We start from the raw sequence: 20,050 nt of genomic DNA, 5'->3' as shown, positions 1-20,050 counted from the left end.
GGGCGGCCTTTTGCGTTGGGGGGGGCGCTTGGGGTTTGAGGGGGACCCTTTGCGCGGCTGGGGGGCGTCGTCCCGTTGCCCGTGGCGCCTGCGCCTCTCCGGCTCCGGACGCAGGATGTTCCGATCAACTCGTCCCGGCAGCGCTCCGATGACCTCTCTTCGTTGGCGCTCCGATCACCTCTTCTCGCGGGCGCACCGACGACCTCCCTTCGCGGGGCGCGTCTCCCACCTCTCCCCAGCGGGGAGAGGTCGGCCGAAGGCCGGGAGAGGGGGCTTCAGACCGATCCAGAGAAGGCTCCCCCTCTCCCGCCTCGCTTCGCTCGTCGACCTCTCCCCGCTGGGGAGAGGTGGGGCGGACCGCGTCTGTCTGAGGGGTCGAAGCTCATCCGGGGGCGTTGGCGGGGGCAGTGCGGTTCGGAGCGGGCGTGGTTGCCTCGAACCGGTCCTGGTCGCGTTGCAGCGCCCAAGTGCGTCCTTCGAGGCTCGCCATAGCATCGAGCGAACGCGAGATGCGTTCGCCTCTCGCTATGCGCTCGCACCTCAGGATGAGGACGGGGGTGAGCTGCATGCTGCCGAGACGACCGGGTTGTTGTCGCATCGGCCGCGCCCGATGCCAGACACAACCCACCTCATCCTGAGGTGCGAGCGACAGCGAGCCTCGAAGGACGCACTTCGGCAATGCAGCGCGGTAGTGGGGCAGCCCCGGTTGGCGCATCAGGCGCAACACCGGAACCTGCCTCAACACCTATCACCGAGCGCGACGCTCGTCAAGGACAAAAATCCTATCTCGGGAACCCGGGAGCCTGCCGGCACTCACCCCAGATCCGTCACCTTGATCCGCTTGACCCCCAGCGCCGCCATGTCGGCCCAGGCCTTGTCCAGCGAGCCGCCGAGGTCGATGGCCCGGCAGGCCTCCTCGACAACGAAGGTTTCCAGCCCCGCCTTGGCGGCGTCCTGCGCCGTCCAGTTGACGCAGAAATCGGTGGCGAGGCCCACCAACACGGCACGGGTGACGCCGCGCTCCTTGAGGTAGCCGCCAAGCCCCGTCGCCGTCCGCCGGTCCGCCTCCATGAAGCCGGAATAGCTGTCGACCTCCTTGCGATAGCCCTTGCGGATGATGGTCTGGGCATGGGGCAGGTCGAGCCCCTCGTGGAATTCGGCGCCGGCCGAATCCCAGGTGCAGTGGTCGGGCCAGAGGACCTGTGGCCCATAGGGCATCTGCACCACCTCGAAGGGCTTCTTGCCGGGATGGCTGGTGGCGAAGGAGGAATGGCCTTCCGGGTGCCAGTCCTGGGTGAAGACGACGTTCTGGAAGCGCCGGCCGATCGTGTTGCAGATGGCGACGACCTCGTCGCCCTTCGGCACGGCGAGCCGGCCGCCGGGGCAGAAGTCGTTCTGCACATCGACGACGATGAGCGCGGTCTGGCCGTCGATGGTGGGGCGTCCCTGGCCGCGGGCGGCGCTGGTGGCGGCCGTGGCGGTGAGCACCGAGGCCCCGGCGATCATGGTGCGGCGGTCGAGGGTGAAAGATCCGGCAGCGGGTATTCGGGGTTCGGTCACGGCGGCCTCCTCAGGGGCATGGTCCTGGAGGGTGAGGCTACGCCGATCGCCGGATGGTGCGATGCGGGAGAACCCGGATGCCACTGGGTTGCGTTTAGGGTGCCGGTCGGGCCGGTTCTCAATCTTCTGGAGGATGCCGCGCCCTTGCCGTCATGCCCGGGTTCATCCCGGGCATCCACGACTTGAACACCGCCGTCTGAAGAGAATTCGTGGATGCCCGGCACAAGGCCGGGCATGACGGGTGTGTTTCCGCGAAAATACTGTCAGGCGTCGGTATTCCGGCGGCTCAACCTTGCCCCGCTCACACCGGATGGGCGAAGGGCCGGAAGGCCTCGACGACCCGCTCGTAAACGCCGCGCTTGAAGGGGATGATGAGCCCCGGGGTTGCGTGCAGGTCCTCCCAGCGCCAGGCCTCGAATTCCGGCTTGTGGTGGCCGCCGCCGGGGCGCAGCACGTCGATCTCGCTCTCGTCGCCGTCGAAGCGGAAGGCGAACCATTTCTGCGTCTGGCCGCGATACTTGCCCCGCCAGGCCTGGCCGGCGACCACCTGCGGCAGGTCGTAGGCGAACCATTCGGAGGCCTCGGCGAGCAGCGTCACCGAGCGGACATTGGTCTCCTCGAAGAGCTCGCGGCGGGCGGTGGCCAGGGGCTCCTCGCCGGGATCGATGCCGCCCTGCGGCATCTGCCAGGCATGGCTCGCATCGACATGCTCGGGCGCCGGGCCCTTGCGGCGGCCGACGAAGACGCGGCCCTGGCGGTTGAACAGGGCGACGCCGACGCAGGGCCGGTAGGGCAGGTCTTCGAAGCGGGGCATGGCGGTGTTCCGGTCGGACAGGCAGCTTAGCCGGTGGGGGAGCGGCGGGCCACTCCGGCGGAAACCGGCACCAGCAGGATGCCCTTGGCTTCCAGCGCCCGCGCCCAGCGGGCGACGCGGTCGATGGTCACCGGCAGGGCGGCGCCGACGCCGAGGGCAAAGCCGGTCTCGCGGGCCCTCGCCTCGAGGCGGGCGAGCTGGACATCGACCTCGGCCGGGGTCGGCACGCGGTCGAGATGGACATCGCCGCGCAGGGCCGGCTGCTGCAGCCCGGCGGCGATCTGCGGGATGAGGCTGCGGGCCGAGGTGCCGTCGTCGATGACCATCAGGCCGCGGCGGTTGGCCTCGCGCAGCACCGGCGCCAGCGCGCTCTCGGAGGCCGAGAACTTGGCGCCCATGTAGTTGACGATGCCGGCATAGCCCTGGAAGCGGGCCATCGACCAGTGGAGCCGCTCGATGTTGCGCTCGGCTGGCAGGGTGGTGAGCAGGGTCCGCGGGCCGGGATCGTTTTCGGGATAGTCGAGCGGTTCCATCGGCACCTGCAGGAAGACCTCGTGCCCTTCGGCGCGGGCCCTGGCCACCATGCGCTCCAGGTCGCTCGGATAGGGCGCGAAGGCGAAGGAGACCGCGCCGGGCAGCTTGGTCATCGCCTCGGCGGTGCTCTGCTGGCTGATGCCGAGGCCGCCGATGAGGATGGCGACGCGCGGCTGGGCCGGATCGGCGCCGGGAGGCAGGCGCACGGCGCGGGCATAGACGTCGCGCGGCCGGCTGCCGTCGGGGGCGACCCGCGGCAGGATTCCCTGCGCCGTGCGCTCGACGAGGCGCGGGTCGAGGCCGGCCGTCTGTTCGGGCGGCGGCGCCGCCACCCGCACCTGGCGGGACTGACCGGACATGCCGTCGATGATGGAGATGGTGTTGCCCGGCTCCTCGGCCGGCGTGGCGGCCGGCGGGGGAGAGGCCTGCTGCTGCGGCGCCGGTTCGGCGGACCGCGGCGGGGCGGCTGCGATGGCGGCGATGGCGCGCGGCTCGCCGCCGAGCGGATTGTGGATGAAGGCGATGGCGCCGGCGATGCCGAGGATCATCACGCCGACCACGCCGGCAGCGATCGGCACGAGCGGAAGCGCCGGCCACCGCCGCTTCGTCTCCTGGTCGCTGGCCACCCCGAGCGGGGCATTGAGGTCGTCGGTCATGGCGCCCGTGTCGGCGCGGTTCGGATCACCGCTCCCCTAGATCACGGGTCAAGCGTTAAACCCCGGTTAACCAAACCGCCGAAACCCTCCACCTTCCCCTGCGGCCTCGGTGATTTTACCTGTTTTGCCGGCCGTGCTACGCACGGTCCCCTAGAGGACCAGGGAAGCGGGGCGTGCGATGAGCGCGACGACCTTCGCCGGCGTCGCCGCCATCGGCGAGGCGGCAGGCACCGAAGAGCAGATGCTGGAGATCGGCCGCAAGGCGAAGGCTGCCGCGCGGCGCCTCGCCCTTGCGACGCCGGCCCAGAAGGATGCTGCCCTCGCCGCCATGGCCCAGGCCATTCGCGCCCGCTCCGCCGCCATCTGCGAGGCCAATGCCGAGGACGTGGCCGAGGCCCGCCGGCAGGGCATGACCGCCTCCTTCGTCGATCGCCTCGCCCTCGATCCGGCCCGCGTCGAGGCCATCGCCGCGGGCCTCGACCTCGTGCGCTCGCTGCCCGATCCCGTCGGCGAGGTGATGTCGGCCTGGGACCGGCCGAATGGCCTGCGCATCGAGCGCGTCCGCGTACCGCTCGGCGTCGTCGGCGTCATCTACGAGAGCCGGCCGAACGTCACGGCCGATGCCGCAGCGCTCTGCCTCAAGTCGGGCAATGCCGCCATCCTGCGCGGGGGTTCGGACAGCTTCCGCTCGTCGCGGGCGATCCACCAGGCCATCGCCGCGGGGCTGGAGAAGGCGGGCCTGCCGGCCGCCGCCATCTCGCTCGTGCCGACCCGCGACCGCGAGGCCGTCGGCCTCATGCTGCAGGGCCTCGGCGGCACGATCGACGTCATCATTCCGCGCGGCGGCAAGAGCCTCGTCGCCCGCGTCCAGGCGGAGGCCCGCGTGCCGGTCTTCGCCCATCTCGACGGCAACAACCACGTCTATGTCCATGGCGCGGCGCCGCTCGGCATGGCCCGCGACATCGTGCTCAACGCCAAGATGCGGCGCACCAGCGTCTGCGGCGCGGCGGAAACGCTGCTGGTCGACGAGGCCTGCGCCGGCACCCACCTGAAGCCGCTCGTCACCGCCCTCATCGATGCGGGCTGCGAGGTGCGCGGCGACAGCCTCACCCGCATCGTCGATCCGCGGGTCAAGCCGGCGAGCGAGGAGGACTGGTCCACCGAGTTCGGCGACGCGATCATCGCCGTGAAGGTGGTCTCCGGCCTCGGCGACGCCATCGCCCATATCGAGCGCTACGGCTCGCACCACACCGACGCCATCGTCACCACCGACCAGGTGGCCGCCGACCGGTTCCTCGCCGAGGTGGACAGCGCCATCGTGCTGCACAATGCCTCGACCCAGTTCGCCGATGGCGGCGAGTTCGGCTTCGGCGCGGAGATCGGCATCGCCACCGGCCGCATGCATGCCCGCGGGCCGGTGGGCGTCGAGCAGCTCACCACCTTCAAGTACCGGGTGCGCGGCGCGGGACAGACCCGTCCGTGAGACCGCAGGGCAGCCGCATTGCCCGCCGCCGGCCGCGGCCGGGCGCCCGCCTCGTCCTGCCGCCGCATGCGCCGGGGATGCGGATCGGCCTGTTCGGCGGATCCTTCAATCCGCCGCATGAGGCGCATCGGCTGGCGGCGCTGGCAGCGCTGAAGAAGCTCGGCCTCGACGCGGTCTGGTGGCTGGTGAGCCCCGGCAATCCCCTGAAGAGCGGCCGGGGCCTCGCCCCGCTGGATGAACGCATCGCCGCGGCGAAGCGCCTCGCCCGCCACCCGCGTATCGCCGTGACCGGCATCGAGGCGGCGCTCGGCACCCGCTACACCTCCGACACGATCGCCGCGCTCAAGGCGCGCTGCCGCGGCGTGCGCTTCGTCTGGATCATGGGGGCGGACAACCTCGCCCAGTTCCATCTCTGGCAGAACTGGCGCGGCATTGCCGCCATGCTGCCGCTGGCGGTGATCGACCGCCCGGGCGCCAGCCTTCGCGCCAGCGCCGGTGTCGCGGCCCAGACCCTCGCCCGCCATCGCCTCACCGAAAGCGACGGCCTGCTGCTCGCCGATGCCCGCCCGCCGGCCTGGATCTTCCTGCACGGATTGAAGTCGCCGCTGTCCTCGACGGCGCTCCGCGCAAAAATGCAACTTCATTCAAATTGACTCGATCGGCTTAGCCGGGGTTCAAGCCGCGGCCCCTAGTGTGCCCCCAACAGCCACAGGGGCGGCGGACACATGAACGGCCTGATTTCCAAAAAGGCGGAACAGCTTCTGTCGAGCGTCGACGTGCTGATCGTCGACGACAACCAGTTCATGCGCAAAGTCGTGCGCAACATCCTCACCAATATCGGCATCAAGACGATCCACGAGGCCGCCGACGGCCTCGCCGGCCTAGAGCACATCCGTGTCCACGCGCCGGACATCGTCATCCTCGACTGGGAGATGCCGATGCTGAACGGGGCGGAGCTGCTGCGCATCGTGCGCAATCCGCGCTCCTTCCCGATGCCGGACGTGCCGATCATCATGCTGACCTCGCATCTGGAGCGCTGGCGCGTGATGGAGGCGACGCGGCTCGGCGTGCATGAATTCGTCGCCAAGCCGATCTCCGGCAAGGCGCTGCTGGAGCGCATCATCTCCATCATCGTCAAGCCGCGGCCGATGGTGCAGCTCGACGGCTATTACGGTCCCGAGCCGCGCAAGCTCCTGGTCGAGCCCCGTCTCAAGGCGCGCGCCCAGCAGCAGCCCGCCAACGTCGCCTGACAGGCGCGACGATTTCGGCGGGAGCCTTGCACCGGCGGGTCTTGCAAGGGCCCATCGATCCGGTTCCAATCTCCTTCGAACCATTCGAAGGAGCATGACCGTGACCACCGAGACCGCCGCCGCCACGCCGCCCGCCCATCCCGCGGGCCTCTCCATGATCGAGAAGCGGCGGATCGAGGCGGAAATCCTCAAGCACGTCTACGACCAGCTCAAGGCGAGCCACGGCGTCGAGGTGGCGCGCTCCACCATCGGCGAGGCGGTGCGCCGGTCGGCCCTGGAACAGGCCTCGCGCTTTGCCGCGCAGCAGGGCAGCACCTCGCTGCAGGCCTTCATCGACATGCAGTCGCTGTGGACCGCCGAGGGCGCGCTGACCATCGAGGAGGTCGGCCGCTCCGAGAGCACCTACGCCTTCAACGTGGTGCGCTGCCGCTATTCCGAGATGTACAAGGCGATGGGCCTCGGCGAGATCGGCGGGCTGCTCTCCTGCCAGCGCGACGGCACGTTCTGCGAGGGCTATGACCCCAAGCTGAAGCTGGAGCGCACCCAGACCATCATGCAGGGCGCCTCGCATTGCGACTTCCGCTTCACCTACGAGGCCGACCAGCCGAAGGCGTGAGGAGAAGGCTGAGGGGCGCCGCGTTCTTCGTGGCTGGTGCCTTGGCTCGCCCCTCACCCTTCCCTCTCCCCGCAAGCGGGGAGAGGGGTCAACAGCGTCATGACTCCCTCGACGACGGTGAGGCCTGCGCGACGCAGACGAACTGCCGCGACGCCGACGTCCCCTCTCCCCGCTTGCGGGGAGAGGGAAGGGTGAGGGGTCCGGCACCACGGTCCAACACTCCCTCCGCCTCCTGCCACCTCGGGGGTGGCGCGGCGCGGCACGGATCGCCATAAGGTCCCCATGGCGGAGGCGATTCACCAGGTAGACGAGACGGGCATGGGCGCACAGCCCATCCGCGGACGTGTCACGCGCCTCGCCCTCTCCCGCTTCCGCAGCTACCGCGCCGCGACGCTCGAGCCGCGCGCCGATCTGGTCGCGCTGGTCGGCCAGAATGGCGCGGGCAAGACCAATGTGCTCGAGGCCCTCTCCTTCCTGACCCCTGGCCGCGGCCTCAGGCGCGCCACCCTCGCCGAGGCCGCCCATGACCAGGGCGATGGCGGCTGGGCGGTCAGCGCCACCGTCGAGGGCCCCTATGACGAGGCGGTGCTTGGCACCGGCATCGACGGCGGCGATCCGGAGACGCGCTCGCGCCAGTGCCGCGTCGACCGCGTGCCGGTGGGCTCGGCCGCCGCCTTTGCCGATCATGTCCGCGTTGTCTGGCTGACCCCCGCCATGGACGGGCTGTTCCTCGGTTCGGCCGGCGAGCGGCGGCGTTTCCTCGACAGGCTGGTGCTGGCGGTCGACGCCGACCATGGCAGCCGGGTCAATGCGCTGGAGCGGTCGCTTCGCTCGCGCAACCGCCTGCTGGAGGAGGTCGCCCCTGATCCGGCCTGGCTCGACGCGGTCGAGCACGAGACGGCCGAGCTTGCGGTAGCGGTGGCTGCCGGCCGCGCCGAGACGGTGAGGCGCCTTGCCGGGCTCATCGAGGCGACCAAGGATCCGGCCTCACCCTTCCCCTTCGCGCTGCTCGCCCTCGACGGCACCCTCGAGGCCGGCGTGCTGGAACGCCCTGCGGTGAGCGTGGAGGACGAGTACCGCGCCGTGCTGCGCGACAACCGGCATCGCGACCGCGCCGCTGGCCGGACCACGGCCGGGCCGCACCTGACCGATCTCCTGGCGGTGCACGGGCCCTCCGGCGCGCCGGCCGAGCGGTGCTCCACCGGCCAGCAGAAGGCGCTGCTGATCGGCCTGGTGCTGGCCCATGCGCGGCTGGTGGCGGAGATGGCCGGCTTCACGCCGGTGGTGCTGCTCGACGAGGTGGCGGCCCATCTCGACCCGGCGCGCCGCGCCGCGCTCTACGACGCGCTGGAGGGCTTGCGCGCCCAGGTCTGGATGACCGGGGCCGACCCGCAGGCCTTCGAGGCCCTCGCGGCCCGCGCCGATATCTTCACCGTCGCCGACGGCGTCGTCTCCCGCTGATCCCCCCAAACGACGAAGCCCGCCACGAGGGCGGGCTTCGATGCATGTTCCGGTCGCTTGCCCGTCAGTGGGCGGCCGAGGCCTCGGTGCGGCGGCGGCGCACGATGAGGCCGATGGCCACCACCAGCACCGCGCCGGAGACGGCGGCGATGTAGTGCGGCAGCGGAGCGGCCTTCCAGCCGACGGCGGGGTTGACCAGGTCCTGGACAACGAGGGCCGGGTTGAAGGCCTGGAGCTGCTTCAGGACGAAGGGGTCGTTCAGCAGCATGTCGCCGGCGATCCAGCCGAGCAGGGCCGCGCCGGCCCAGACGAAGAGCGGGAAGCGCTCGATGATGCCGAGGATCAGCGCCGAGCCGAAGATGATCAGCGGGATGGTGAGCGCCAGACCGAAGACGAAGAGCCAGACATTGCCGTGCGAGGCGGCGGCGATGGCGAGCACGTTGTCGAGGCTCATCACCGCATCGGCGATGGCGACGGTGCGCACCGCGGCCCACAGATTGTCGGTCTCGGCGATCTCGCCATGGCCGCCCTCTTCCTCGCCGATCGCCAGCTTGGCGGCGATCCAGAGCAGCAGCAGGCCGCCGACGAGCTTCAGGAAGGGGATGGCGAGCAGATAGGTGATGATCAGGGCGAAGATGATGCGCAGGCCGACGGCCGCACCGGCGCCGAGCAGGACGCCCATCTTGCGCTGCTTCTCGGGCAGGCCGCGGCAGGCCAGCGCGATGACGACCGCGTTGTCGCCGGAGAGCAGGAGGTCGATCCAGATGATCTGGAGAAGGCCGATCCAGAATTGATTGTCCATGCCGCGTCCATCCGATGCGACCGCGGAAGGGCGGCCGGGGGTGGTGCGACATAATACGTAATTGTGCCGATGTCAGCAGGGGCCCGCAGTTTTTTTGCGAGCCCCGCCGGGATCAGACGGCTTCGGCCGTTCGCGTGCGTCGAATCAGGTAGGCGATGCCGATGACGATGGCCGCTCCGACCACTTCGGCCGGCAGCTCGAAGCGATGGACCACCTCGCCGCCGAGATAGCCCTTCACGATCGGGTCGTTGAGCATCATGTCGCCGGCCAGCCAGCCGAGCAGGCCCGCGCCGGCCCAGACGAGGATCGGCAGGCGCTCCAGCAGCTTCATGATGAGCGAGGCGCCGGCGACGATCAGCGGGATCGAGATGATCAGGCCGATGACCAGCATCGCCTTGCTGTCGCGGGCGACGGCGGCGATGGCCAGCACGTTGTCGAGGCTCATGACAGCATCAGCGATGGCGACCGTCTTCACCGCGTGGAAGAGCTTGTCGGAGGCCTGGATGTGGTCGTCGCCCTCACCCTCGTCGGTGACGAGCTTCACGGCGATCCAGAAGAGGAGCAGGCCGCCCGCGAGCCGCAGGAAGGGCATGTCGAGGAGCGTGGCGACGAAGAGCGTGAAGACGACGCGCAGCGCGATGGCGACGCCGGCGCCCAGCACCATGCCGATCAGCCGCTGGCGTTCGGGCAGGCCGCGACAGGCCAGAGCGATGACGACCGCATTGTCGCCGGAGAGGATGATGTTGATCCAGATGACCTGGAGAAGACCGATCCAGGTCAGAGTCGAGAAATCCATGGGGGCGCCCTACCGTTTGGGCGTCAAAACTAGGCAATTGCCGCCTTCATGGACATACGCAGTTGTTGCTACGTAAGGGCTTTTGCTCAGCAGGCGGCTTCTCGAAATTACGTACGTGGAAGAATCTACGTACGTAATTTCAATTAATCGTCGAGCTCCTTGGAGGGCTGCGGGAACCACCACGCGTCATGCCCGGCCTTGTGCCGGGCATCCACGAATTCTGTCGATGACGTTGTGTTCAAGTCGTGGATGGCCGGGACAGGCCCGGCCATGACGGTGGAGTTTGGGTGGAACTGCGACGGGCGGGCCGGACTGCCGTACCGGCCCCTCACCCTTCCCTCTTCCCGCGAGCGGGGAGAGGGTGACGACAACGTCTCACGGCTTCTTCGTCGTTCTGCCTGGCAGCTTGGTTGCCGATAAGCGCGCGACGCTCGTTGCCCCCTCTCCCCGCTTGCGGGAAGAGGGAGGGGTGAGGGGCCCTTTCGCCCGCGAAAGCTGCGAAGGCCCGCGAACCCTCTCGTGACGGGTTACGCCAGGGCGTCGGCCACCGCCTTGCCGCAACCGACCGTGTCGGCCGTGCCGCCGAGGTCGCGGGTGCGGTACTCGGCCTTCGCCAGAACCTCCTCGATGGCACGGACGATGGCCGCGGCCGCCTCCGGCTCGCCGAGATGGTCGAGCATCATCGCCGCCGACCAGATCTGGCCGATGGGATTGGCGATGCCCTTGCCGGCGATGTCCGGGGCCGAGCCGTGGACCGGCTCGAAGAGCGAGGGGAACTTGCGGTCCGGGTTGATGTTGCCCGACGGCGCGATGCCGATCGTGCCGGTGCAGGCCGGGCCGAGGTCGGAGAGGATGTCGCCGAAGAGGTTCGAGGCGACGACCACGTCGAAGCGGTCGGGGTTCAGCACGAAATGCGCGGTGAGGATGTCGATGTGGTACTGGTCCACGGCGACGTCCGGATAGGCCTTCTTCATCTCGGCGACGCGCTCGTCCCAGTAGGGCATCGAGATCGAGATGCCGTTGGACTTGGTGGCGCTGGTCAGCTTCTTGCGCGGCCGCTTCATCGCGAGCTCGAAGGCATATTTCAGGATGCGGTCGACGCCGATGCGGGTCATCACCGTCTCCTGCAGCACGAATTCGCGCTCCGTGCCCGGGAACATGCGCCCGCCAACCGAGGAATACTCGCCCTCGGTGTTCTCGCGCACGACGAAGAAGTCGATGTCGCCGGGCTTGCGGTTGGCGAGCGGCGAGGGGACGCCCGGCATCAGCTTCACCGGGCGCAGGTTCACGTACTGGTCGAACTCGCGGCGCATCAGCAGCAGCGAGCCCCAGAGCGAGATGTGGTCGGGGATCTTGTCGGGCATGCCGACGGCGCCGAAGAAGATGGCGTCCGAGCCGCCGATCTTCGCCTTCCAGTCCTCGGGCATCATGCGGCCGTGCTTCTCGTAATAGTCCCAGGACGAGAAGTCGTGGTGGTCGAGATCGACCGAGAAGCGGAACTTGCGCGCCGCGGCCTCGAGAACGCGCAGGCCCTCGGGCATGACCTCCTTGCCGATGCCGTCGCCGGGAATGACGGCGAGCTTGTAGGTGTTGGAACGGGCCATGGGGATCTCCTCGAGCCTCGCGCGCCGTGATCCGGGCGCCGCGCACTTCACGTCATGCCCGGCCTTGTGCCGGGCATCCACGACTTTGTCTCGCGCCGTCGTGGTCCAGTCGTGGATGGCCGGGACAAGCCCGGCCATGACGCGACGAGGGACCGTTCCAGCCGTTGGGGCGGCATAGACGGGCTGCGCCCGGCAGGCTAGAGGCCGGCGAGCCGACCTGCTATTCGTTGTCGGCGCGGATGGCGGCGATTACCGCATCGGTGACCTTGCGCGTCGTCGCCTGGCCGCCGAGATCCGGCGTGTGAAGCGACGCGTCGGCGGTGACGCGTTCGATGGCGCGCATCAGGCGGGCGGCGGCGCCGAACGCCCCGAGATGGTCGAGCATCATGGCCGATGACCAGAAGGTGCCGATGGGATTGGCGATGCCCTTGCCCATGATGTCGAAGGCCGAGCCGTGGATCGGCTCGAACATCGAGGGGAATTCGCGCTCGGGATTGAGGTTTGCGGTCGGGGCGATGCCCAGCGAGCCGGCGAGGGCCGCGGCGAGGTCGGAGAGGATGTCGGCGTGGAGGTTGGTCGCCACCACCGTGTCGATGCTCTCGGGCTTGAGCGTCATGCGCATGGTCATGGCGTCGACGATGGCCTTGTCCCAGGTCACGTCCGGGAATTCCTTGGCGACCTCCACGGCGATCTCGTCCCACATCACCATGGCATAGCGCTGGGCGTTGGACTTGGTGACGACGGTGAGGAGCTTGCGCGGCCGCGACTGGGCGAGCCGGAAGGCGAAGCGCATGATGCGGGTGACGCCGGCGCGGGTCATCATCGACACGTCGGTCGCCGCCTCGATCGGCAGGCCCTGGTGAACGCGGCCGCCGACGCCGGCATATTCGCCCTCGGAATTCTCGCGGACGATGACCCAGTCGAGCTCCGGCCCGGTGACGTGGCGCAGCGGCGAGGTGATGCCCGGCAGGATGCGGGTCGGCCGCACATTGGCGTACTGGTCGAAGGGCTGGCAGATGGCGAGCCTCAGGCCCCAGAGCGTGATGTGGTCGGGAATGTCGGGATGGCCGGCTGAGCCGAAGAGGATGGCGTCGTGGCGGCGGATCTGCTCGCGGCCATCCTCCGGCATCATGCGCCCGTGCTTCTTGTAGTACTCGCCGCCCCAGTCGAAATGGTCGAAGGCCATGGCGAAGCCACCGTCGCGGGCGGCAAGGGCCTCGAGCACCTCGACGCCGGCGGACACCACCTCGGTGCCGATGCCGTCTCCAGGAATGGCGGCGATGCGATAGGTCTTCATGGGGCGTCGGTCCTCGGGCGCCGGATGGTCGTCGGGGCGGTGTGATGCGCCCTCCGATACCGGCTTGTCAATGATCCATTGCAGCTTCCATGGAAGATGATATGGATGTTTCAGCTTTGCCGGTGACCTCCAGTGACCCTGTCGCGCTCCTCCGATCCGCCCAGCCGCCCGTCCCGGGGCGACGACGCCTATGCCGCCATCAAGGAGGCGATCCGCGACGGCACCTTTGCGCCCGGCTACCAGGCGTCGGCGCAGGAGATCGCGCTGCGCCTCGGCGTCAGCCGCACCCCTGTCCACGAGGCGCTGCTGAAGCTGCAGGAGGAGGGGCTCGTCCGCATCGTGCCGAAGCGCGGCATCGTCATCTGCGCCCTTGCCCCCGACGATGTCCGCGAGATCTACGACGTGATGATCGCCATCGAGGGCCGCGCGGCCGAACTCGCCGCGGGCCTGTCCGAGGAGCGCCGCGCGGCGGTGGCCGATGCGCTGGCCGCGGCGACGGACCGCATGGAAGCCGCGCTCGCGGCGGGCGACATGCGGGCCTGGGGCGTGGCGGATGAGGACTTCCACCGCGGTCTTGTGGAAGCCTGCGGCAATGGCCGCATCGACCGCATCGCCCGCACCGTCGCCGACCAGATGCACAGGGCCCGCATGCTCACCTTGAACCTGCGCGGCAACCTGACGGCCTCCACGGCCGAGCACCGGGCCATCGCGGCGGCCATCCGCGGCGGCGACGGCGCCGCGGCCGACCGGGCCGCGCGCGCCCATCGCCAGCGCACGCAGGGCGAACTCCTGCCGCTGCTCGCGGCCTGGGGCCTCAAACATCTCTGATCCACCAGGGCAGCCGGGCCAACCGGCGCTCCATCACCGGAGGAACGACATGACACGACTGACCCGACGCACCACGCTCGCTCTTGCCGCCCTGGCCGGTCTTGCCGCCATGCCGGGGGCGCAGGCCCAGACCTTCCCGGACCGCCCCATCACCCTCGTCGTGCCCTTCGCCGCGGGCGGGCCGACCGACATCATCGCCCGCATCATGGCCGAGCACATGGCCCGCACGCTTGGCCAGTCCATCGTGGTGGAGAATGTCGCGGGGGCCGGCGGCACCACCGGCTCGACCCGCGTCGCCCGCTCAACGCCCGACGGCTACACGCTCGTCATGGGCAATCTCGGCACGCATTCGGCCTCGGTCGGCCTCTATCCGCGCCTCGCCTATGATCCGCGCACCGATTTCGAGCCGGTGATCAATGCCGCCGGCACGCCCATGCTGATCGCCGCCCACAAGGACTTCCCGGCCAATACGCTGCAAGAGCTCATCGCCCTCATCAAGGCCAATCCGGGCCGCTACAATTACGGGCATGGCGGCGTCGGCTCGACCTCGCACCTGACCTGTGTGTTCTTCCACCACCTCGTCGGCGCACCGGTCCAGCACGTGCCGTTCCGCGGCTCCGGCCCGGCCATGGCGGCGCTGCTCGGCAAGCAGCTCGACTATGTCTGCGACCAGACGGTCGGCATCGTGCCGCAGCTCGCCAACCTCAAGACCTTCGTGGTGGCGACGCCCGGCCGCCTGCCGACGGCGCCCGATGTGCCGACCAGCGCCGAGGCGGGCCTTGCCGCCTTCCAGGCGGTCGGCTGGAACGCCATCTTCGCGCCGAAGGGCACGCCGAAGGAGATCGTCGACCGGCTGAACGCCGCCGGCCGCGCGGCGCTGGCCGATGAGGGCGTGCGCCGCCGTCTGCTCGAGCTCGGCTGCGAGATCCCGGATGCGGCCGGCCAGACGCCGGATGCGCTGCGGGCGCATGTGGCGGCGGAGGTCGACAAGTGGACGCCGGTCATCCGGGCCGCGGGTGTGACCGCGAACTGAGGCTCGGCGGTGTCGCGCGAGACAGCAGCGACATCGATCATGCGCCTGAGCCTCACCCGTCATGCCCGGCCTTGTGCCGGGCATCCACGACTTCCCTTCAAGCGGCTGTGTTCAAGTCGTGGATGGCCGGGACAAGCCCGGCCGTACCGGTCGAGGTGCACCCGCCCCAAGACTGAGGGGCGCCGACCTTCACCTCTCCCCAGCGGGGAGAGGTCGGCCGCAGGCCGGGAGAGGGGGCTCTGTAGGGGCAACGCTCTCCGCCTCTCCCGCCTCGCTGCGCTCGTCGGCCTCTCCCCGCCGGGGAGAGGCGGCGCTCCAGCCCGCGGACCTCACCTCAGCCGAAGAACGCCTCCAGCTCCCCGGCAACCTCCTCGGGAAGCTCCTCGGCGAGGTAATGCCCGCCGGGCAGGGCGCGGCCGGAGACCTCCACCGCCCGCTGCCGCCAGAGCTCCAGCGCGTCGAAGCAGCGCTCGATGACGCCATGCTGGCCCCAGAGCACCCGCATGGGGCAGGCGACCTTCCTGTCGCCGTCGGCATCGTCATGGGCGATGTCGATGGTGGCGGCGGCGCGGTAGTCCTCGCAGCTCGCATGGATGGTGGCGGGGTCGCGGAAGCAGCGCAGGTATTCGGCGAGCGCCTCCGGCGTGAAGGGCGACAGGCCGGCCGAGCCCGAGCCGCATTTCTTCAGCCAGTAGGCATCCGGGTCGGCGGCGATCATCCGCTCGGGGAAGGGCGCGGGGGTGATGAGGAAGAACCAGTGCCAGTAGGCGCGGGCGAAGGTGTCGGTCGTCCCGGCATACATCTCGCGGGTCGGCGCGATGTCGAGGACGCAGAGCTTCCTGACCCGCTCGGCATGGTCGAGGGCGAGGCGGTGGGCGACGCGGGCGCCGCGGTCATGGCCGCAGACGAAGAAGGTCTCGTGGCCGAGGGCCGACATCACCTCCGCCATGTCCTTAGCCATGGCGCGCTTGGCATAGGGCGTGTGGCCGGCATCGGTCGCCGGCTTGCCGCTGTCGCCATAGCCGCGAAGGTCGGCGGCGACGACGGTGAAGCGCTCGGCGAGCCGGGGTGCGACCTTGTGCCAGAGCACGTGGGTCTGCGGGTAGCCGTGGAGCAGGAGCAGCGCCGGGCCGGTGCCGCCGGTGCGCAGCCGGATGGTCGTGCCGGACGTGGCGATGTCCAGTTTCCTGAAGCCGGGGAAGAGACGGTCCGTCACCGCATGCTCGATCATTGGTCCTCCTCGGTGCCACACCCTGATGCCGCACCCATTGCCGCGAAGCGTCGCAGCCCTAGCTCCTGACTATCCAACCCGCCGGGAATTGGCTATGCCGGGCCGGAACCGGGCATAACACGACCCGGATGCGGACTTTCCAGAGTTCAGGAGGACCTCCATGAATCGTCGTCATCTCGTTGCCGCGACCGCTGCGGCCCTCGTCGCCGGCGCCATGCCGGCTGCCGCGCAGACCTATCCGGCACGGCCCATCACCATGATTATCCCGTTCGCCGCCGGCGGCCCGACCGACGTCGTCGCCCGCATCGTGGCTGAGGCCATGTCGAAGAACCTCGGCCAGGCCATCGTCATCGAGAACGTCGCCGGCGCCGGCGGCACCACCGGCTCGACCCGCCTCACCCAGGCGGCTCCGGACGGCTACTCGATCATGATCGGCCATACCGGCACCCACGCCGCCTCGGTCGCGCTCTATCCGAACCTGCGCTACAACCCGGTCTCGGATTTCGCGCCGATCGGCCTGGTCAACACCAACGCCATCCTGATCACCGCCAAGAAGGCGCTGCCGGCGAACAACCTCACCGAGTTCGTCGCCTGGCTGAAGGCCAATGAGCGCACCGCCAACAACGCCCATGCCGGCATCGGCTCGGTCAGCCACACGACCTGCCTCCTGCTGCACGCCATCATCGGCGTGAAGCCGCAGTCGGTCCCCTATCGCGGCACCGGCCCGGCCATGAACGACCTCGTCGCCGGCCAGGTCGACTATCTCTGCGACCAGGTGGTCAACGTCGCCCCGCAGGTCCGCGCCGGCACGATCAAGGCCTTCGCCGTCGCCCAGCCGCAGCGCAACGCCGCCCTCCCCGACGTCCCGACCACTGCCGAGGCCGGCCTGCCCGCCTACCAGGTCGTCGTCTGGAACGCGATGCTCGCGCCGAAGGGCACGCCGGATGCGATCGTCACCCGCCTCAACCAGGCCCTCGTCGCCGCGCTGAACGATGATGGCGTAAAGGCCCGCCTCGCCGAACTCGGCGCCGACCTGCCGACCGGCAACCTCGCCACCCCCGCTGGCCTGCGCGCCTTCCTCGAGGCCGAGATCGCCAAGTGGACCCCGGTCATCAAGGAGGCGGGCGTCACCGCCTCCAACTGAGGACGCGGCCGACAGCCGGCCACCGACCCTCTCGAACCGAAAGGCCCCGTCGTCACCGGCGGGGCCTTCTGCTTTGTGGGGGATCAGCGGGGGGCGGGAAGGCGCTGGTCGAAGCGTCGCGACCATTCGCTGAGGATCCGGTCGCGGTTCTGCGCCATCCAGGAGAAGTCGCTGCGCAGCATGCGGGCTTCGGCGAAGGGCGGATAGTTCGCCGGCTTGTTGGCGACGTCCCGGTGCGCCACCACGGCGTAGAACTGGGCATAGAGCTCGTTGGCGCGCTTGCTCGCCGCCCAGTCGGCGATCCGGCGGGCGGCTGCGGCCTGGGCCGGTGGCCGGTTGCGCATCAGCGCGAAGGCCTCCATCTCCCAGCCCGCCCCGTCCTCGGGCACCACGACGTCAATGGGCGCGCCATTGGTTCGCTCGCGGGCGCCACGCATGTCGAAGGACAGGCCGACGACGCGCTCGCCGCGCCCGGCCTGGACGCAGGGCGCGCTGCCGGAATGGGTGTAGAGCGCGATGCTCTCGTGCAGCTGTTCCATGAACCGCCACGCCGCCTCCTCGCCCATCATCTGGATCCAGCCCGAGACCAGCAGGAAGCCGGTGCCGGAGGAGGCGGGATGCGGCATGACGATGCGCTGGCGCAGCGAGGGATGGAGCAGGTCGCTCCAGCGGTTGATGGCGGGCGCGCCGACCTTGCGGGCCTCGTCGCGGTTGAAGCAGATGGCCGCTACATAGGCGTCCATGCCGGTCCAGCGATAGGCCGCGCTGCGGTCCTGGAAGGCGGGCTTGAGCTGGTCCACCCCTGCGGGACGATAAGGCTCCAGAAGGTCCTGTTCAGCGAAGAGCAGCAGGCTGGTGGCCGCAAGGCCGAGGATCATGTCGGCGCGGGGCGTCGCGCGTTCGGCCAGCACGCGGGCGGTGATAACGCCGGTCGAGTCGCGCACCCAGCGCACCTCGATATCCGGCATGTCGGTCTCGATCGCCTGTTTGAGGACGGAGAGCTGATCCGTCTCGACTGCCGAGTAGAGCGTCACCAGCGTGCGTTGCTGGGCAGCGGCCGGCGCCGCAGCAGCGACAAGCGACACGGCGATGGCGGCGAGCCAGCCTCTCAGCCCCGATTTCGCCCCCCCGACCATGCGCCCTCCCGCTTCGCGACGATCAGTCTGGCACCGGAGCTTCGCCTATTCCACCAGGACCGCGCGGAAATCGTTGACGTTGGTGTGTGACGGCCCGGTGACAACGAGCCCGTCGACGGCGGCGAAGAAGCCGAAGCCGTCATGGCGGTCGAGGAAGGCGCGGGGGCTGAGGCCTTGGGCTTCGGCGGCCGCGAGGATGGCGGGCGTCACCAGCGCGCCGGCATTGGCCTCGATGCCGTCGATGCCGTCCGTGTCGAGGGCGATGGCGTGGATGCGGTCGCGCAGGGGCCGCGGTAGCGGCTGGATGGCGGCGGCGAAGGCGAGCGCGAACTCGGAATTGCGGCCGCCGCGCCCGGTCGTGCCATCGCGCGGCAGGGTCACGGTGGTCTCGCCGCCGGAGAGGATCAAGAGCGGGGCAGGGAAGGGCAGGCCATGCTCCAGCACCGAGCGGGCGAGCGCCGCGTGGACCTGCGCCACGTCCCGCGCCTCGCCCTCGATCGTGTCACCGAGGACGAGGGTGCGCAGGCCCTCCCGCTCGGCGATGGCCTGGGCCGCCCGCAGGCTCTCCACCGGACGGGCGATCATGCGGATGTCGAGACCATCGGCGAAGGCGGGGTGGTCCGGCTTCACGCTCTCGCACACCGGGCTTTCGAGATGGGCCATGACCGCGGAAGGCAGGTCCATGCGGTAGCGCCGGACGATGGCGAGGGCTTCCTCGCGCGTCGTCGGGTCCGGCACGGTGGGGCCGGAAGCGATGACGGCCGGGTCGTCGCCCGGCACGTCGGAAATGGCGATGGTGACGAGCTTCGCCGGATGGGCCGCCGCGGCGAGGCGTCCGCCGGCAATGGCTGAGACATGCTTGCGCACGCAATTCATCGCGGTGATGTCGGCGCCGGAGGCGAGGAGGGCGGCATTGACGGCCTTGAGGTCGTCGAGCGTGAGGTCGCCGCCGGGCAGCGCCAGCAGGGCCGAGCCGCCGCCGGAGATCAGCGCCACGACCAGGTCGTCGGCCTTCAGCCCGTCCAGCCGTGAGAGGATGCGCCGGCTTGCAGCGAGGCCGGCGGCATCGGGCACGGGGTGGGAGGCTTCCAGCACCTCGATGCGCGAGCAGGGCACGGCATGGCCGTAGCGGGTGACGACGGTGCCCTCCAGCGGCGCCGGCCAGAGCTTCTCGAAGGCGGCGGCCATGCTGGCGGCAGCCTTGCCCGCGCCGACCACCACGGTGCGGCCGGCCGGCACCTGCGGCAGGTGCTCGGCGATGCGATCCGGCAGGGCGGCGCGGATGGCGGCATGGCCGAGGGAGAGGAGGAAAGCGCGGGGATCGGTCACGGCGGGGTCCTCATTCATTGCCGGTGGCGCCGCGGTTGAAGCGCTGGCGGATGCGCTGCAACAGCATGTCGCGCACCTGGCGATAGGCGGCGAGCCGCTGCTCGCGCGAGCCTTGCGCGAGCGTCGGATCGGGGGTCGGCCAGTACTCGACCTCCATGTCGTTGGTGCGGGTGAGGTCGAGGGCGCGGTGATGGGCGTCGGGAGCGAGGGTGACGACGAGGTCGAAGTTCAGCCCCTCCCATTCCTCCAGCTCCTCGATGGTCTTGGGCCGGGTCTTCTGGGTGTCGATGCCGATCTCGTCCATCACCGCATCGACGAAGGGGTCGTGCTCGCCTTTGTGGACGCCGGCGCTCTCGGTGAAGATCCGCTGGCCGAAGAAATGCTTCATGATCGCGGCGGCCATGGGCGAGCGCACCTGGTTCATGCCGCAGGCGAAGAGCACGGCCTGGGGGTTCTTGCGCCGGTCCGAGACCACC

Annotated in this window: 19 protein-coding genes; 8 read left to right on the top strand and 11 right to left on the bottom strand. The window is 69.9% G+C overall.

Features of this window, described 5'->3' with window-relative positions; translation table 11 throughout:
- Window positions 1-813: 813 nt before the first annotated feature.
- From pncA to C8P69_RS16690, 3 genes are all read right to left on the bottom strand, one after another.
- On the bottom strand, window positions 814-1,506 hold the full coding sequence (pncA, locus tag C8P69_RS16705) for a bifunctional nicotinamidase/pyrazinamidase (RefSeq protein WP_108178561.1): 693 nt from the start codon (window positions 1,504-1,506) through the stop codon (window positions 814-816).
- A 355-nt stretch (window positions 1,507-1,861) separates the two neighbouring features.
- On the bottom strand, window positions 1,862-2,374 hold the full coding sequence (locus C8P69_RS16695; protein WP_108178559.1) for an RNA pyrophosphohydrolase: 513 nt from the start codon (window positions 2,372-2,374) through the stop codon (window positions 1,862-1,864).
- A gap of 26 nt (window positions 2,375-2,400) precedes the next feature.
- Window positions 2,401-3,564, bottom strand: a complete 1,164-nt coding sequence (locus tag C8P69_RS16690; RefSeq protein ID WP_108178558.1) for a divergent polysaccharide deacetylase family protein — start codon at window positions 3,562-3,564, stop codon at window positions 2,401-2,403.
- A gap of 178 nt (window positions 3,565-3,742) precedes the next feature.
- On the opposite strand from C8P69_RS16690, the gene C8P69_RS16685 reads away from it, so the two are divergent.
- The 5 genes from C8P69_RS16685 (at window position 3,743) to recF (ending at window position 8,374) form a co-directional block, all read left to right on the top strand.
- Window positions 3,743-5,047 carry a glutamate-5-semialdehyde dehydrogenase gene (locus C8P69_RS16685; RefSeq protein ID WP_108178557.1) on the top strand — a complete coding sequence of 435 codons (1,305 nt, stop codon included), beginning with the start codon at window positions 3,743-3,745 and terminating at the stop codon, window positions 5,045-5,047.
- Between the two features lie 77 nt (window positions 5,048-5,124).
- Entirely contained in the window at window positions 5,125-5,700 is a 576-nt protein-coding gene (locus tag C8P69_RS16680) for a nicotinate-nucleotide adenylyltransferase (RefSeq protein ID WP_108178600.1), read from the top strand.
- Window positions 5,701-5,772: 72 nt separating this feature from the next.
- A complete protein-coding gene (locus tag C8P69_RS16675; protein ID WP_108178556.1) occupies window positions 5,773-6,297 on the top strand; it encodes a response regulator in 525 nt (174 codons plus the stop codon).
- A gap of 100 nt (window positions 6,298-6,397) precedes the next feature.
- Window positions 6,398-6,913 carry an L-2-amino-thiazoline-4-carboxylic acid hydrolase gene (locus C8P69_RS16670; RefSeq protein ID WP_245902088.1) on the top strand — a complete coding sequence of 172 codons (516 nt, stop codon included), beginning with the start codon at window positions 6,398-6,400 and terminating at the stop codon, window positions 6,911-6,913.
- Between the two features lie 318 nt (window positions 6,914-7,231).
- Window positions 7,232-8,374 carry a DNA replication/repair protein RecF gene (gene recF, locus C8P69_RS16665; RefSeq protein WP_108178554.1) on the top strand — a complete coding sequence of 381 codons (1,143 nt, stop codon included), beginning with the start codon at window positions 7,232-7,234 and terminating at the stop codon, window positions 8,372-8,374.
- 64 nt (window positions 8,375-8,438) lie between these two features.
- Here the strand turns inward: recF and C8P69_RS16660 are convergent, their stop codons facing one another.
- The 4 genes from C8P69_RS16660 to C8P69_RS16645 all read right to left on the bottom strand — a co-directional run bounded on the left by C8P69_RS16660 (window position 8,439) and on the right by C8P69_RS16645 (window position 12,873).
- Window positions 8,439-9,176: a TerC family protein gene (locus C8P69_RS16660; RefSeq protein ID WP_108178553.1), complete on the bottom strand. Its 738-nt coding sequence runs from the start codon at window positions 9,174-9,176 to the stop codon at window positions 8,439-8,441.
- Window positions 9,177-9,288: 112 nt separating this feature from the next.
- Entirely contained in the window at window positions 9,289-9,972 is a 684-nt protein-coding gene (locus C8P69_RS16655; RefSeq protein WP_108178552.1) for a TerC family protein, read from the bottom strand.
- Window positions 9,973-10,499: 527 nt separating this feature from the next.
- Window positions 10,500-11,576, bottom strand: coding sequence for a tartrate dehydrogenase (locus C8P69_RS16650; protein ID WP_108178551.1), 1,077 nt, complete (start codon window positions 11,574-11,576; stop codon window positions 10,500-10,502).
- A 220-nt stretch (window positions 11,577-11,796) separates the two neighbouring features.
- Window positions 11,797-12,873: a tartrate dehydrogenase gene (locus tag C8P69_RS16645; protein WP_108178550.1), complete on the bottom strand. Its 1,077-nt coding sequence runs from the start codon at window positions 12,871-12,873 to the stop codon at window positions 11,797-11,799.
- A gap of 132 nt (window positions 12,874-13,005) precedes the next feature.
- On the opposite strand from C8P69_RS16645, the gene C8P69_RS16640 reads away from it, so the two are divergent.
- A complete protein-coding gene (locus C8P69_RS16640) occupies window positions 13,006-13,701 on the top strand; it encodes a GntR family transcriptional regulator (RefSeq protein ID WP_108178549.1) in 696 nt (231 codons plus the stop codon).
- Between the two features lie 49 nt (window positions 13,702-13,750).
- The gene (locus C8P69_RS16635; protein WP_108178548.1) at window positions 13,751-14,734 is read left to right on the top strand and encodes a tripartite tricarboxylate transporter substrate-binding protein; all 984 of its coding nucleotides are present in this window, start codon (window positions 13,751-13,753) and stop codon (window positions 14,732-14,734) included.
- A gap of 334 nt (window positions 14,735-15,068) precedes the next feature.
- Here the strand turns inward: C8P69_RS16635 and C8P69_RS16630 are convergent, their stop codons facing one another.
- A complete protein-coding gene (locus C8P69_RS16630) occupies window positions 15,069-15,965 on the bottom strand; it encodes an alpha/beta fold hydrolase (protein ID WP_108178547.1) in 897 nt (298 codons plus the stop codon).
- Window positions 15,966-16,125: 160 nt separating this feature from the next.
- Here C8P69_RS16630 and C8P69_RS16625 point away from each other — a divergent pair, with 160 nt between their 5' ends.
- On the top strand, window positions 16,126-17,109 hold the full coding sequence (locus tag C8P69_RS16625; RefSeq protein WP_108178546.1) for a tripartite tricarboxylate transporter substrate-binding protein: 984 nt from the start codon (window positions 16,126-16,128) through the stop codon (window positions 17,107-17,109).
- 83 nt (window positions 17,110-17,192) lie between these two features.
- Here C8P69_RS16625 and C8P69_RS16620 read toward each other — a convergent pair whose 3' ends face one another.
- The 3 genes from C8P69_RS16620 to C8P69_RS16610 are packed head-to-tail and all read right to left on the bottom strand — an operon-like array spanning window position 17,193 to window position 20,049.
- Window positions 17,193-18,245, bottom strand: coding sequence for a putative 2-aminoethylphosphonate ABC transporter substrate-binding protein (locus C8P69_RS16620; protein WP_108178545.1), 1,053 nt, complete (start codon window positions 18,243-18,245; stop codon window positions 17,193-17,195).
- A gap of 45 nt (window positions 18,246-18,290) precedes the next feature.
- Window positions 18,291-19,574: a glycerate kinase type-2 family protein gene (locus C8P69_RS16615; RefSeq protein ID WP_425440763.1), complete on the bottom strand. Its 1,284-nt coding sequence runs from the start codon at window positions 19,572-19,574 to the stop codon at window positions 18,291-18,293.
- Between the two features lie 10 nt (window positions 19,575-19,584).
- Window positions 19,585-20,049: an arsenate-mycothiol transferase ArsC gene (locus C8P69_RS16610; protein WP_108178543.1), complete on the bottom strand. Its 465-nt coding sequence runs from the start codon at window positions 20,047-20,049 to the stop codon at window positions 19,585-19,587.
- Window position 20,050: the final 1 nt, after the last annotated feature.

Source organism: Phreatobacter oligotrophus (assembly GCF_003046185.1).
Lineage (GTDB): Bacteria > Pseudomonadota > Alphaproteobacteria > Rhizobiales > Phreatobacteraceae > Phreatobacter > Phreatobacter oligotrophus.
This window is presented reverse-complemented; position numbering and strand designations above follow the sequence as displayed.

Excerpts from the sequence above, each read along its gene's own strand:
- C8P69_RS16645 (WP_108178550.1), bottom strand. The coding sequence starts at position 12,873 with ATGAAGACCTATCGCATCGCCGCCATTCCTGGAGACGGCATCGGCACC.
- C8P69_RS16635 (WP_108178548.1), top strand. The coding sequence starts at position 13,751 with ATGACACGACTGACCCGACGCACCACGCTCGCTCTTGCCGCCCTGGCC.
- C8P69_RS16620 (WP_108178545.1), bottom strand. The coding sequence starts at position 18,245 with ATGGTCGGGGGGGCGAAATCGGGGCTGAGAGGCTGGCTCGCCGCCATC.
- C8P69_RS16685 (WP_108178557.1), top strand. The coding sequence starts at position 3,743 with ATGAGCGCGACGACCTTCGCCGGCGTCGCCGCCATCGGCGAGGCGGCA.
- C8P69_RS16675 (WP_108178556.1), top strand. The coding sequence starts at position 5,773 with ATGAACGGCCTGATTTCCAAAAAGGCGGAACAGCTTCTGTCGAGCGTC.
- C8P69_RS16695 (WP_108178559.1), bottom strand. The coding sequence starts at position 2,374 with ATGCCCCGCTTCGAAGACCTGCCCTACCGGCCCTGCGTCGGCGTCGCC.
- C8P69_RS16630 (WP_108178547.1), bottom strand. The coding sequence starts at position 15,965 with ATGATCGAGCATGCGGTGACGGACCGTCTCTTCCCCGGCTTCAGGAAA.
- C8P69_RS16650 (WP_108178551.1), bottom strand. The coding sequence starts at position 11,576 with ATGGCCCGTTCCAACACCTACAAGCTCGCCGTCATTCCCGGCGACGGC.
- C8P69_RS16655 (WP_108178552.1), bottom strand. The coding sequence starts at position 9,972 with ATGGATTTCTCGACTCTGACCTGGATCGGTCTTCTCCAGGTCATCTGG.
- C8P69_RS16690 (WP_108178558.1), bottom strand. The coding sequence starts at position 3,564 with ATGACCGACGACCTCAATGCCCCGCTCGGGGTGGCCAGCGACCAGGAG.
- C8P69_RS16625 (WP_108178546.1), top strand. The coding sequence starts at position 16,126 with ATGAATCGTCGTCATCTCGTTGCCGCGACCGCTGCGGCCCTCGTCGCC.
- pncA (WP_108178561.1), bottom strand. The coding sequence starts at position 1,506 with ATGATCGCCGGGGCCTCGGTGCTCACCGCCACGGCCGCCACCAGCGCC.
- recF (WP_108178554.1), top strand. The coding sequence starts at position 7,232 with ATGGGCGCACAGCCCATCCGCGGACGTGTCACGCGCCTCGCCCTCTCC.
- C8P69_RS16680 (WP_108178600.1), top strand. The coding sequence starts at position 5,125 with ATGCGGATCGGCCTGTTCGGCGGATCCTTCAATCCGCCGCATGAGGCG.
- C8P69_RS16660 (WP_108178553.1), bottom strand. The coding sequence starts at position 9,176 with ATGGACAATCAATTCTGGATCGGCCTTCTCCAGATCATCTGGATCGAC.